The 13,161-nt window shown below is 66.7% G+C and carries 13 protein-coding genes; all 13 read right to left on the reverse strand.

Going from position 1 to position 13,161, the window contains the following annotated elements; translation table 11 throughout:
* Positions 1 to 29 precede the first annotated feature (29 nt).
* A complete protein-coding gene (crcB, locus tag IG196_RS07855; RefSeq protein ID WP_192195689.1) occupies positions 30 to 410 on the reverse strand; it encodes a fluoride efflux transporter CrcB in 381 nt (126 codons plus the stop codon).
* A 38-nt stretch (positions 411 to 448) separates the two neighbouring features.
* Positions 449 to 1,750, reverse strand: a complete 1,302-nt coding sequence (locus IG196_RS07860; RefSeq protein WP_192195690.1) for a TRAP transporter large permease — start codon at positions 1,748 to 1,750, stop codon at positions 449 to 451.
* Entirely contained in the window at positions 1,743 to 2,252 is a 510-nt protein-coding gene (locus IG196_RS07865; RefSeq protein ID WP_101492508.1) for a TRAP transporter small permease, read from the reverse strand. The genes IG196_RS07860 and IG196_RS07865 overlap by 8 nt, the downstream gene beginning before the upstream one ends.
* A gap of 25 nt (positions 2,253 to 2,277) precedes the next feature.
* Positions 2,278 to 3,246: a TRAP transporter substrate-binding protein gene (locus IG196_RS07870; RefSeq protein WP_101492507.1), complete on the reverse strand. Its 969-nt coding sequence runs from the start codon at positions 3,244 to 3,246 to the stop codon at positions 2,278 to 2,280.
* A gap of 193 nt (positions 3,247 to 3,439) precedes the next feature.
* Positions 3,440 to 3,772: a ComEA family DNA-binding protein gene (locus IG196_RS07875; RefSeq protein ID WP_192195691.1), complete on the reverse strand. Its 333-nt coding sequence runs from the start codon at positions 3,770 to 3,772 to the stop codon at positions 3,440 to 3,442.
* A 137-nt stretch (positions 3,773 to 3,909) separates the two neighbouring features.
* A complete protein-coding gene (gene lapB, locus IG196_RS07880; protein WP_192195692.1) occupies positions 3,910 to 5,097 on the reverse strand; it encodes a lipopolysaccharide assembly protein LapB in 1,188 nt (395 codons plus the stop codon).
* Positions 5,087 to 5,422, reverse strand: coding sequence for a lipopolysaccharide assembly LapA domain-containing protein (locus IG196_RS07885; protein WP_101492504.1), 336 nt, complete (start codon positions 5,420 to 5,422; stop codon positions 5,087 to 5,089). Before IG196_RS07885 ends, lapB begins: the two co-directional genes overlap by 11 nt.
* Before the next feature lie 142 nt (positions 5,423 to 5,564).
* Positions 5,565 to 5,891 carry an integration host factor subunit beta gene (locus tag IG196_RS07890; protein ID WP_070064000.1) on the reverse strand — a complete coding sequence of 109 codons (327 nt, stop codon included), beginning with the start codon at positions 5,889 to 5,891 and terminating at the stop codon, positions 5,565 to 5,567.
* A gap of 81 nt (positions 5,892 to 5,972) precedes the next feature.
* Complete coding sequence (gene rpsA / locus IG196_RS07895; RefSeq protein ID WP_056582667.1) at positions 5,973 to 7,661, reverse strand: 30S ribosomal protein S1; 1,689 nt, start codon at positions 7,659 to 7,661, stop codon at positions 5,973 to 5,975.
* A 198-nt stretch (positions 7,662 to 7,859) separates the two neighbouring features.
* Positions 7,860 to 9,878, reverse strand: coding sequence for a bifunctional 3-phosphoshikimate 1-carboxyvinyltransferase/cytidylate kinase (locus tag IG196_RS07900; protein WP_192195693.1), 2,019 nt, complete (start codon positions 9,876 to 9,878; stop codon positions 7,860 to 7,862).
* Between the two features lie 89 nt (positions 9,879 to 9,967).
* Positions 9,968 to 10,861: a prephenate dehydrogenase gene (locus IG196_RS07905; protein WP_192195694.1), complete on the reverse strand. Its 894-nt coding sequence runs from the start codon at positions 10,859 to 10,861 to the stop codon at positions 9,968 to 9,970.
* Positions 10,862 to 10,879: 18 nt separating this feature from the next.
* Positions 10,880 to 12,001, reverse strand: a complete 1,122-nt coding sequence (gene pheA, locus IG196_RS07910; RefSeq protein ID WP_192195695.1) for a prephenate dehydratase — start codon at positions 11,999 to 12,001, stop codon at positions 10,880 to 10,882.
* Between the two features lie 24 nt (positions 12,002 to 12,025).
* Positions 12,026 to 13,156 (reverse strand): 3-phosphoserine/phosphohydroxythreonine transaminase, encoded by a 1,131-nt coding sequence (serC, locus tag IG196_RS07915; RefSeq protein ID WP_192195696.1) that lies wholly within the window; start codon positions 13,154 to 13,156, stop codon positions 12,026 to 12,028.
* Between the last annotated feature and the right edge of the window lie 5 nt (positions 13,157 to 13,161).

The following is a 13,161-nucleotide window of genomic DNA, read 5'->3' on the forward strand; positions in this document are numbered from 1 at the left end:
CCGCAGGAGGACGGGCAGTTTTTTCGCTGTCACGAAGCCAGCACGAGCTGCACGCTGCGAATGCCCAGCCAGGTCAGCACCAGCGAACCGCACAGGTGCAGCAGGCCGGTGCCCAGGGCCAGCAAGGGGCGTCCGCCGAGCAGCAGCGCGACCACTTCGGCCGAGAAGCTCGAGAAGGTCGTGAGCCCGCCGAGGAAGCCGGTGATGAGCAGCAGCCGCCACACCGGGTCGAGCTGCGGCATCGCCTGGAAGACGGCCACGGCCACGCCGACGAGGTAGCCGCCGACCAGGTTGGCGGCCAGCGTGCCGTAGGGCACGGGGCCGCCGGTGTTGAGCCAGAGGCCGAGGCCCCATCGGGCAAGGGCGCCGCACGAGGCGCCGAGACAGATCGCGAGAGCCGGAAGCAGCATGGGCCTATTGTCGATCGGTCTGTCGCTGCTCCGCGGATTCAGGGCGCCATCTGTTGCGGGAGCCAGGTGACCAGCTGCGGCACGAAGTAGATGAGCAGCACCGCGGCCACCATCAGGAAGAACATCGGCAGCGTGACGCGTGCGATGTAGAGCAGGTCTCTCCCGGTCATGCCCTGCAGCACGAACAGGTTGAAGCCCACCGGCGGCGTGATCTGCGCCATCTCGACCACCAGCACGATGAAGATGCCGAACCACACCGGGTCGATGCCGGCCGCGGTGACGGTCGGCATGATCACGCCCATGGTGAGCACCACCATCGAGATGCCGTCCAGGAAGCAGCCCAGCACGATGTAGAACGCGGCGAGCATCAGGATCAGCTGGAACTTCGACAGCCCCAGCGAGCCGATCCACTCGGCCAGGTGACGTGGCAGCCCGATGTAGCCCATGGCCAGCGTGAGGAAGGCCGCGCCCGCGAGGATCAGCGCCATCATGCAGTACAGGCGTGTGGCGCCCAGCAGCGCTTCCTTGAAGCTGTGCCAGGTGAGCGAGCCCTGCGCGGCCGAGATGACCATGGCGCCGACCACGCCCACGGCCGCCGCCTCGGTGGCCGTGGCGATGCCCGCATAGATGGAGCCCAGCACCGACAGGATCAGCAGCGCCACCGGGATCAGCGACATCGAAGCCCACAGCTTCTCGACGAAGGGCAGCTTCGCGTCGGCGGGCGGCACCTTGTCGGGGTTGCGCAGCGCCCAGACCACGATGTAGCCCGAGAACAGCAGCGCCAGCAGGATGCCGGGGATGACGCCCGCGATGAAGAGGCGTGCAATCGACACGTCGGCGCTCACCCCGTACACGATCATGATGATCGAGGGCGGGATCAGCAGGCCCAGCGTGCCGGCGCCGGCCAGCGTGCCGATGACCATGTCGTCGGGGTAGCCGCGGCGCTTGAGCTCGGGCAGGCTCATCTTGCCGATGGTGGCGCAGGTGGCCGCGCTCGAGCCCGACACCGCCGCGAACACCGCGCAGCCCACCACGTTGGTATGCAGCAGCCGGCCGGGCAGGGCCTGCATCCAGGGCGCGAGGCCCTTGAACATGTCCTGCGACAGCCGCGTGCGGAACAGGATCTCGCCCATCCACACGAACAGCGGCAGCGCGGTGAGCGTCCAGCTCGAGGCCGATCCCCAGATGGTTACGGCCATGGCGTCGCCGGCGGCGCGCGACGAGAAGATCTGCATGGCGATCCACGCCACGCCGGAGAGCGTGAGGCCGATCCACACGCCGCTGCCCAGGATGAGGAACAGCGCGGCGATCAGCAGGCCGGCAATGGCGATGTCACTCATGGCGCAGCGCCTCCGTTTCGGCAGCCTTGGCCGGGCGGCCGCGCCACTCGATCACGAACTCGTCGAGCGACGCGATCGCGAAGACGATGGCGCCGAGCGCCATCGACAGCTGGGGAATCCACAGCGGCGTGGCGTCGTTGCCGGTGGAGATGTCGTGGTAGTCGAGCGATTGCCAGACCAGGCGCACGCTGTACCAGGCGAAGAGCAGGGCCAGCAGCGCCGCGGCGCCCATGGCCCAGCGTTCGAGCCAGCGCTGTGCCGCAGGCGGCAGGTTCTGCATCACCAGCGTCACGCGGATGTGCTCGCCACGCTTGAGTGTGTGCGCCAGCGCCAGGAAGCCCGCGCCGGCCATCAGGTAGCCGGCATAGGCGTCGATACCGGGAATGTTGAAGTGCAGCTGCCGCCCGAGGATGGAGAGCAGCACCATCGCCAGCAGGCCGATCATGAAAAGCGCCGCCAGGGCGGCGGCGCTCAGGTAGAGAAAGTCCAGCGTCTTGCGCATCGGGTGCCGTGCGTGCGAAGCCGGGTCACATCTTCTTGTAGGCGTCGACGACGGCCTGGCCTTCGGGGCCGGCCTTCTCGGTCCACTCCTTGATCATGGTGTCGCCGACCTTCTTCATGTCGGCCTTGAGCTGCGCCGAGGGCACGTGCACCGTCATGCCGTTTTTCTTGAGCAGGTCGAGGTACTCGACGTTCTTCTTCTTCGAGGTGTCCCAGCCGCGCTTCTCGGCATCGGCCGCGGCCTTGAGCAGCGCCTGCTGCACGGGCTTGTCGAGCGCGTCGAAGGCCTTCTTGTTCATGAGCACCGCGTTCTTCGGCAGCCAGGCCTGGGTGTCGTAGAAGTTCTTGATGTACTCGTAGGTCTTGGTGTCGTAGCCGGTGGAGCCGGAGGACATGTACGACTCGATCACGCCCGTGGCCATGGCCTGCGACAGCTCGGCCTGCTGCACGGTGACCGGTTGCGCTCCCACGAGTTCGCCGATGCGCGCGGTGGCGGGGCTGTAGGCGCGCCACTTCACGCCCTTCAGGTCGGCGGCCGAGGCGATTTCCTTCTTCACGAAGATGCCTTGCGGCGGCCATGCCACGGCGTAGAGCAGCTGGATGCCCTGTTCGCCCAGCTTCTTCTCGAGCGCGGGCTTCTGTGCCTGGTAGAGCTTCCAGGCGGCGTCGTAGCTGTCGGCCAGGAAGGGGATGCCGTCGGCACCGAACATCTGCCATTCGTTCTGGTAGTTCACCAGCAGGATCTCGCCGAGCTGCGCCTGGCCACCCTGCACCGCACGCTTGATCTCGGGCGCCTTGAAGAGCGACGCGTTGGCATGCACCGTGATCTTGAGCTTGCCGCCGCTGCCCTTGTCCACATCGCTCGCGAACTGCGTGATGTTCTCCGTGTGGAAATTGGTCGTCGGGTAGGCGGTGGGCAGGTCCCACTTGGTTTGCGCGAAGGCGGCGGCGCCAAGGGTGAGGCCCGCCAGGGCAATGCCGAACTTGTGATTCATGGACGCGCTCCGGAATGTGGTTAAAGCTGGATGAAAGAAAAGCATACGTGCAAATTCCGGGCCATTCGCTGAGGCATTTCCCTGCCATGTGGTGTCGATGCGGCACAAAATGCGGGCGTAAAAAAACCGCCTCGGGGCGGTTTCTTAGGGAGCGCCGCGGCCCGCGGGCGGTGGCGGGCGCTTCAGGTTGGCGTCACTGCTTGGCGGGTTTGGCTTCGGCCACCTTGGCCGTCTTGCCCGACTTGGCCGGGGCCGCCGCACCGTTGAAGCTCTGGCCGTTGACCGTCAGCCCCTCGGCCGACAGCTTGGCCGCGCTCTTTTCCTTCACACCCTTCACGCGCTGCATGAGGTCGGGCCAGTCCTTGAACTCGCCTTCCTTGCGGGCATCGAGGATGCGCTTGGACAGCGAGGGGCCGACGCCCTTGAGGCCGTCGAGGTCGGCGGCGCTGCCCTTGTTGGCGTCGACGGCAGCGAACGAGACGGCCGCGAAGCACATGGCGAGCGTGGCGATGATTTTCTTGAACATGATGAAAACTCCCTCTTCAATTGTTGGTATGGCTAAGCCGACAGGAATATCGGCTTCGGCTCAACGAGAGGGCGCGCGCGGCAGTTGACGTGAAAACGGGGCCCAGGGCCCCGTGTGACCATTGTTCAGAACCGTGGTCAGAGTTCTTCCACGCGGCGCGGTGGATAGCTGTCCCAGGCCTGGCAGCCGGGGCAGTGCCAGAAGTACTGGTGCGCCTCGAAGCCGCAGGCCGCGCAGCGGTAGCGCATGAGCGGGCGCGTGGCCTGGTCGAGCGCGCGTTGCACCTGCGGATGGAACTGCTCGTGCTCGAAGCGCTCGCCGGCGAGCCAGCGCGAGGCGGCGACCAGCGAGGGCTGGTGCGCGAGGTGGGCGATGTAGCTGTCGCGCGGCGTGGGGGCTTCGGTGGGCGTGTCGGTCGTGTCCGATGGCGTGGCATCGGGTGTGCCGCCGAGCGCGATCATCGCTTCGAGCACGTCGATCGACGGCGATTCGGCATAGCGCCGCTGCAGCAGCGCCAGCGCCTCGCCTTCGCGGTGCGCGGCCACAGCGGCTTTTTGCAGTGCGGCAGCGTAGAGCGGCAGCGCCAGCGGCGCTGTGTCGCTGAGCCCTTCGAGCGTGTCGAAGGCCGCGGCGGCTTCGCCGTTGCGCAGCTGCAAGGTGGCGGTGTCGATGGCCGGCCGCGGGGCCTGCGGCGCCAGGGCACGGGCCTGCGTGAGCAGGTCGCCGGCGCCCGTCGGGTCGCCCGCTGCGACGCGTTCGTTGGCCTGCTCGCACAGGTGATGGGCGCGGCGCGTGGCGTAGCTGGCCTGGTCGGACTCGTCGAGCTTCTGCGCCACATCGGCGGCTTGGGCCCATTCACGCGAGCGTTCGTAGATGGCCAGCAGCGAAAGACGCGCTTCGTTCTCGTAGCGCGTGCCTTCGAGTTTCTGCAGTGCCGCTTCGGCGCGGTCGAGCAGGCCGGCGCGCAGGAAGTCTTGCGCCAGCGCATGCTGCGCACGCTCGCGGTCGACACGGCTCAGGTCGCCACGGCCCAGCAGGTGCTCGTGCACGCGCACGGCGCGCTGGTACTCGCCGCGGCGGCGGAACAGGTTGCCGAGCGCGAAGTGCAGTTCCTGCGTGTCGGGGTCGTTCTGCACGGCCTCGATGAAGGCGTCGATGGCCTGGTCCTGCTGCTCGTTGAGCAGGAAGTTCAGGCCGCGAAAGTAGGCCTTGGGCGCCTGCCGGTTCTCGAGCTTGAGCTGGCGGATGTCGAAGCGCGATGCGAGCCAGCCCAGCACGAAGGCGACGGGCAGGCCGATCAGCAGCCAGCTGGGATCAAAGTCCATGTTGACGTACGGCGGGAAGGTCGGTGGCCGAGATGGACGGCACGGTCGCGGAGGCGGTGGCGGCAGCCAGCGGCGCGGGCGAAGGGGTTTCGGAAACCGCGGGCACTTGGGCTGCTGCGGCGCGGTGCTTCCACCAGCCGGGCAGCATGCCCAGCGCGCCGACCACGAGCCCGCCGGCGAAGGCCGCGAGCACGACGAGCACCAGCGGCGCGCGCCAATGGGTTCCGAAGAAGAAGTAGACGGTCGCGTCGTGCTGGTTGTTCAGCGCGAAGGCGAAGAGCGTAAAAAAAATGGCTGCCTTGAGCAGCCACAGGAGGTATTTCATAGCTGTTCCCGTTGCCGGTGGATTATTGCTCGCCCCCAGGCTGCGCGCACTTCGTGTCGCTTCGCCAACCCCCTACCGGGGGCGGGCCGGCCGCTTCGGGCGGCCGTGCGCGGCGGCCCCTTGGAAGGGGCCGGGGCGATTGTCACCGGAGTTGGCCTTGGGCTTCCTTGCCTGCATCGAGCTCGGCGGTCTTTGCGTCGACGGCTTCGCGCAGCGCCTTGCCCGGCTTGAAGTGCGGCACGCGCTTCTCGGGGATCTGCACGCTCTCGCCCGAACGCGGGTTGCGGCCGATGCGCGGCGGACGGCGGTTGACCGAGAAGCTGCCGAAGCCACGGATCTCGATGCGGTGGCCGCGTACCAGCGCGTCGCTCATCGCGTCCAGGATGGTCTTGACGGCGTATTCGGCATCGCGGTGCGTGAGCTGCGCGAAACGGGCGGCGAGTTCTTCGACGAGGTCTGAACGGGTCATAGGCCAAACATAAACGAAAAACGTGGACGAAAAAAAAGACAGAGCGGCCCCGGGGGGCCTGCCTCTGTCTTCGGACTCAGCTTACTTGTTGTCGCTGTTGTCGAGCTTGGCGCGCAGCAGGGCGCCCAGGCTGGTCGTGCCCGCGTTTTCGCGTGCCGACTGCTGGCTCAGGTTGGCCATGGCGCCTTGTTCGTCAACCATGTCCTTCTGCTTGATCGACAGCTGGATGTTGCGGGTCTTGCGATCCACATTCACCACGATGGCCGTGACTTCGTCGCCTTCCTTGAGCACGTTGCGGGCATCTTCAACGCGGTCGCGCGAGATTTCCGAAGCACGCAGGTAGCCGATGATGTCTTCGCCGAGGTCGATTTCAGCGCCGCGGGCGTCCACGGTCTTGACCTTGCCGGTCACGATCTGGCCCTTGTCGTTCACGGTCGTGAACGTGGTGAACGGATCGCTGTCGAGCTGCTTGATGCCCAGCGAGATGCGTTCGCGGTCGACGTCGACAGCCAACACGATCGCTTCGACTTCCTGGCCCTTCTTGTAGTTGCGAACGGCGGTTTCGCCGGTTTCGTTCCACGAGAGGTCCGAGAGGTGAACCAAGCCGTCGATGCCGGCAGCCAGACCCACGAACACGCCGAAGTCGGTGATCGACTTGATCGGGCCCTTGACGCGGTCGCCACGCTTCGTGTTCTGAGCGAACTCTTGCCACGGGTTGGCCTTGCACTGCTTCATGCCCAGGCTGATGCGGCGCTTGTCTTCGTCGATTTCCAGGACCATGACTTCGACTTCGTCGCCCAGCGAGACGATCTTGTTCGGAGCGATGTTCTTGTTGGTCCAGTCCATTTCGGAGACGTGCACCAGGCCTTCGATGCCGGGTTCGAGTTCGACGAACGCGCCGTAGTCGGCAATGTTCGTGACCTTGCCGAACAGGCGGGTCGATTGCGGGTAGCGGCGCGAAACGCCCATCCACGGGTCGTCACCCATTTGCTTGAGACCCAGCGAGACACGGTTCTTTTCGGTGTCGAACTTGAGGATCTTGGCGGTGATTTCCTGGCCGGCCTGAACGACTTCGCTCGGGTGGCGAACACGGCGCCATGCCATGTCGGTGATGTGCAGCAGGCCGTCGATGCCGCCGAGGTCCACGAACGCACCGTATTCGGTGATGTTCTTGACCACGCCGCGGACAACGGCGCCTTCCTTCAGGGTTTCCATCAGCTTGGCGCGCTCTTCGCCCATGCTGGCTTCGACCACGGCACGGCGCGACAGCACGACGTTGTTGCGCTTGCGATCGAGCTTGATGACCTTGAATTCGAGGGTCTTGTTTTCGTACGGGGTCAGGTCCTTGATCGGACGCGTGTCGATCAGCGAGCCCGGCAGGAATGCGCGGATGCCGTTGACCAGAACGGTCAGACCGCCCTTGACCTTGCCGCTGGTGGTGCCGGTGACGAAGTCGCCCGATTCCAGGGCCTTCTCGAGGGCGAGCCACGAAGCCAGACGCTTGGCGGTGTCGCGCGAGAGGATGGTGTCGCCGTAGCCGTTTTCAACGCTGCCGATGGCAACGGAAACGAAATCGCCGGCCTGGACTTCGAGTTCGCCCTTGTCGTTCTTGAACTCTTCGATCGGCACATACGCTTCGGACTTCAGACCGGCGTTGACGACGACGTGGTTGTGTTCGACGCGCACGACTTCGGCCGTGATGACCTCGCCGCTGCGCATTTCGGAACGCTTCAGGGACTCTTCGAATAGGTCGGCAAAAGATTCAGACATTTATGGTTCCTTCCGTCAGGCAGGGTTGGCAGGCGCTCTTGCGAAATTGCGTGCGGCTGCTGGAGGTCTGTAGACGGCGGTTAGGTTGTGGGCGTGAGCCCGGTTGGTTGAACAACCAGCAGGCCAGTGCGCTGTCGCGCGGAAGGAGCCTGCTGGAGCGGTAGGCGTCGCCCGGAACACCCGGGGAACGCAAGCCTTTCAAGCGGACTTGAAAGGCTGCACTTGCTGCCACCAGTTCAACACCGTGTCGATCGAGTGTTCGATGGACAGCTGGGAGTTGTCGAGGTGGCGAGCGTCCTGCGCCGGCTTCAGAGGGGCGACGCTGCGGGAAGAGTCCCGGGCGTCACGTGCTTCCAAGTCGGAGCGAAGACTGTCGAGTGTAGTCGAAATACCCTTTGAAATCAACTGCTTATGCCGCCGTTCGGCGCGCTGGGCGGCACCCGCCGTGAGGAACACCTTGAGTGCCGCGTCGGGGAAGATCACGGTGCCCATGTCGCGCCCGTCGGCCACGAGGCCGGGCAGGCGGCGAAAGCGATGTTGCAGGTCTTGCAGCGCCTCGCGCACGGCCGGCAGCGCGGAAACGCGGGAGGCATCCATGCCGGCGGCTTCGGTGCGGATGTCGTCGCTCACGTCGTCGCCGGCCAGCAGCACCTTGCCCTCGGTGAACTGCAGGGGCAGGGCGGCGGCGAGGGCGGCAATCTGCGCTTCGTTGGCGGCGGTGGCCTCCAGGCCGGCGCGGCGGGCGGCGAGCCCGGTCACGCGGTAGAGCGAGCCCGAATCGAGGTAGTGGTAGCCCAGCAGGCGCGCCACCTCGGCGGCCAGCGTGCCCTTGCCCGAGGCGGTCGGGCCGTCGATGCAGATCACCGGCACCTCGGCAGCCTCGGCCACCGAGAACAGGGTTTCGAAGTAGTCGGGGAAGGTCTTGGCGACGCAGTGGGGCTCGAGGATGCGCACCGGCACGCCGGCCGGATTGAAGGCCGCGAGCGAGAAGCACATGGCAACCCGGTGGTCGTCGTACGTGCGAATGCTGGCAGGCAGCCACCCGGCGGCGGTCAGCGGGTGGACGCGGATGAAGTCCGGCCCGGCCTCGACCGTCGCGCCGAGCTTTTGCAGCTCGTTCGCCATGGCGTCGATGCGGTCGGTTTCCTTCACGCGCCAGCTCGCGATGTTGCGCAGCGTGCTCGGGCCGTCGGCGTACAGCGCCATGACGGCCAGCGTCATGGCGGCATCGGGGATGTGGTTCGCGTCGAGGTCGATGGCCTTGAGGGGCCAGGCGCCACGGCGGATTTCGAGCCAGTTCGGGCCGCTGTCGACCAGCGCGCCCATCTGTTGGGCGGCGTCGATGAAGCGGATGTCGCCCTGGATCGAGGCTGCGCCGACGCCTTCGATGCGGATGCCGTTCTGGCCCGAAACGCCCGCCGCAATGGCGCCAAGTGCTATGAAATAGCTAGCGGACGAGGCGTCCGCCTCGACGTGGATCTCGCCTGGCGAGCTGTAGCGGCTGCCGGCGGGAATGGTGAAGCGCTCCCAGCCGTCGCGGTGCACCGTGATGCCGAAGCGCGCCAGCAGGTTCAGCGTGATCTCGATGTAGGGCTTGGAAATCAGCTCGCCGACGACCTCGATCACGATGTCGTGGGCCGCTGCGAGCGGCAGCGCCAGCAGCAGGGCGGTGAGGAACTGACTCGACACGTCGCCGCGCACGCGGATCGGCGCGCCGAGCGCCAGTTCGTCGTGCGACACCGGGTGGATGCGCAGCGGCGGATAGCCAGGGTTGCCGAGGTAGTCGATGCGGCAGCCCAACTGCGTGAGCGCGTCGACCAGGTCGCCGATCGGGCGCTCGTGCATGCGCGGCACGCCGCTGAGTTCGAACTCGCCGCCGAGCAGCGACAGCGCCGCGGTCAGCGGACGCATCGCCGTGCCGGCGTTGCCAAGGAACAGTGGTAGCAGCGTCGCGCCCAGCGACGGCGGCAACTGGCCGCCCAAGCCCGTGATGCGCAGCGAACCGTCGGCCGGTTCGATGCCGCAGCCCAGCGCGCGCAAGGCGTCGAGCATCACGCGCGTGTCGTCGGAATCGAGCAGGTCGTGGATCGTGGTGGTGCCGCTGGCGAGCGCAGCCAGCAGCAGCACGCGGTTGGAGATGCTCTTGGAGCCCGGCAGCCGGACCGTGCCGGCGGCGCCCACGAGGGGCGGAAGGTCGAGGAAGGCGGTCGAGAACATATCAATGCCCGCCCGGCCGCCCGAAGGGCATTGAGCGCCCCCTCGGGGGGCAGCGATACACGAAGTGATGAGCGTGGGGGCAAGTCATGTCAGCTGTCCTGCTGGGCCAGAGCGTCAGTGCTTGAATTCGGCCTCCAGGCGGCGCGCGCCTTGCTGGCGGCGGCGATGGATTGCTCCAGGCCTTGCAGGTCGCCGGCGGTCATCAGCACCTCGAGGTCTTCGAGCGCCTTGCGGAAGGCCTGCGACTGTTGCAGCACCTGCTCGCGGTTGGCGAGCAGCACGTCGCGCCACATGACCGGGTCGCTGGCGGCGATGCGCGAGAAATCGCGAAAGCCCGGGCCCGCGAGGCTCAGGAAGCGGTCGCCCTGCGGCTGGCCGGTGAGGGCGTTGGTGTACGCAAAGGCCAGCAGGTGCGGCAGATGGCTCACGGCGGCGAAGGCGGCGTCGTGCTCTTCGTACGTCATGGTGATGACGTTGGCGCCGATGCCGCTCCACACCTGCGACGCGCGTTGCACGTTCGAGCGCAGCGTGGTCTTGACGGGGGTCAGCACGACCTGGCGGCCGGTGAAGAGCGAGGCTTCGGCATGTTCGATGCCGGAGACTTCCTTGCCGGCGATCGGGTGGGCCGGCACGAAGTTCGCGAATTGCTTTTGCAGGCCGTTGCGCGCGGCTTCGATCACGTCGCCCTTGGTCGAGCCGACGTCCATCACCAGCGTGTCGGCGGAAATGCCGTGGCGAATCGCCTTGAAGGTGGCTTCCGAGGCGGCCACCGGCACGGCCAGCAGCACGAGGTCGGCGCCCGACACCGCCAGCAGCGCCGACGGCGCCGCCACGTCGATCACGCCGAGCTGGCGTGCGCGCTCGGTAGTGGAGGGCGACTTGCTGTAGCCGACCACGCGTTTCACCAGCTTCGCGCGTTTGAGCGCGAGCGCAAAGGAGCCGCCCATGAGGCCGCAGCCGATCAATCCCAGTTGCTCGAACATCGCGTCGGTCCGTTCGGCTCAGGCTTTGATCGGGTAGGCGCCGAGCACCTTGTAGAAGGCGCAGAGGCCACGCAGGTCGGCCAGCGCCGCCGCCACGTTGGGCTGCGAGGGGTGGCCGTCGAGGTCAATGTAGAAGTAGTACTCCCACTGGCCGGTGCGCGCGGGGCGCGACTCGAAGCGCGTCATCGAGACGTTGTTGGCCTTCAGCGGCACCAGCAGGTCGTGCACTGCGCCTGGCCGGTTCGGCACCGAGACGATGAGGCTCGTGCAGTCCTTGCCCGAAGCCGGCGGCATGGCCAGCGTTTGCGGCAGGCAGATCACCGAGAAGCGGGTGCGGTTGTACGAGTCGTCCTGGATGGCGTGCGCCACGATGTGCAGGCCGAAGCGGGTGGCGGCGCGTTCGCCGGCCAGCGCGGCCCAGGCCGGATTCGTGGCCGCGAGCCGCGCGCCCTCGGCGTTGCTCGACACGGCGCGCCGCTCGGCGTTGGGCAGGTGCTTGGACAGCCAGGTCTGGCACTGCGCCAGTGCCTGCGGGTGGGCCAGCACGGCCTCGACGCCTTCGAGCGAGTTGCTGCTGCGCATCAGGTGATGGCGCACCAGCAGGCTGACTTCGCCGACGACATGGGTGGGCGAGTGCAGGAACAGGTCGAGCGAGCGCGTGACCACGCCTTCGGTCGAGTTCTCGACGCCGACCACGCCGTACTGGGCGCTGCCCGCGGCCGTGGCGTGGAACACCTCGTCGAAGCTGGCGCAGTAGATCAGGTCGGCGGCACCGCCGAAGTACTCGATGGCGGCCTGTTCGCAGAAGGTGCCTTCGGGCCCGAGCACGGCCACGCGTTGGGGCGATTCGAGTGCCAGGCAGGCCGACATGATCTCGCGCCAGATGGCCGCGACATGGAGGTCCTTGAGCGGACCGCCATTGCTTTTCTGCATCTTGTCGATGACCGCTGCAACGCGGTCGGGGCGGAAGAACGGCGTGCCTTCGCGCTTCTTGACCTCGCCGACCAACTCGGCCACATGGGCCCGCTCATTGAGCAGGCTCAGAAGCCGTTGGTCGAGGGAGTCGATCTGCACGCGCAGATCGGTCAGGCTTTCGGAGCTGTCGGGGGAGGTGGGTGGTGTGGGGGCAGAGGCGGTCATCGGTGCGAGCAACAGGGCATGCGCCTACGCATGCGATCGCTCGAATTCTCTCATGTAGGCCACCAAGGCCTGCACCCCTGCCAGCGGCATGGCGTTGTAGATGCTCGCACGCATTCCGCCGACCGACTTGTGGCCCTTGAGCTGCAGCAGTCCGGCTTCGCGCGCACCGGCCAGGAAGGCCTCGTTGCGGCTTTCGTCGGCCAGGAAGAACGGCACGTTCATGCGCGAACGGCAGCTTGTGTCGATGCGGTTGGCGTAGAAGTCGGAGCCGTCGATGTACCCGTACAGCAGCGTGGCCTTCTCGAGGTTGCGCTGCTCCATGGCGGCGATGCCGGTGAGCTCGCCTTCGGTCTGCTGCAGCAGCCATTGGAACGTGAGCCCCGCCATGTAGATGCCCCAGGTCGGCGGGGTGTTGTACATGGAGTGGTTGTCGGCCACGGTCTTGTAATTGAACGCGCTCGGGCAGATCTCGAGGGCGTGGCCCAGCAGGTCGTCGCGCACGACCACGATGGTCAGGCCGGCGGGGCCGAGGTTCTTCTGGGCGCCGCCGAAGGCCAGGCCGACGCGGCTCCAGTCGACGCTGCGCGAAGCGACATGGGAAGAAAAATCGATGACCAGCGGCGCCTTGCTGCCGAGCGCGGCCAGGTCGGGGAGTTGCTGGAACTCGATGCCGTTGATGGTCTCGTTGCTGCACACGTGCACATACGAGGCATCGCCGGACAGCTGCCAGCTTGCGGGATCGGGCAGCTTGGTGTGTTGGTTGTCAGCGTTGCTCGCGGCCACGCGGGCCGTGCAGTAGCGCTGCGCTTCCTTGAGCGACTTGGCGCTCCAGCTGCCGGTGACAACGAAGTCGGCGGCAGCGCCGCGCGACAGGTTCAACGGCACGATGGCGTTCTCGCCAAGTCCGCCACCCTGCATGAACAGGATGTGAAAGTGCGAGGGGATGGCCAGCAGCGTGCGGATGTCGGCTTCGGCTTGGGTGCAGATGGCACCGAATTCCTTGCCGCGATGGCTCATCTCCATCACGCTCATGCCGCTGCCCTGCCAATCGAGCATCTCGGAGGCGGCGCGTTGCAGCACCGCCTCCGGCATGGCAGCCGGACCGGCCGAAAAGTTGTAGGGGCGCTTGCCGGCCGGCGTCTGCTGCTGGGTCACGGTGC

The sequence above is a fragment of the Variovorax sp. 38R genome (assembly GCF_014843395.1).
Classification (GTDB): domain Bacteria; phylum Pseudomonadota; class Gammaproteobacteria; order Burkholderiales; family Burkholderiaceae_C; genus Variovorax; species Variovorax paradoxus_H.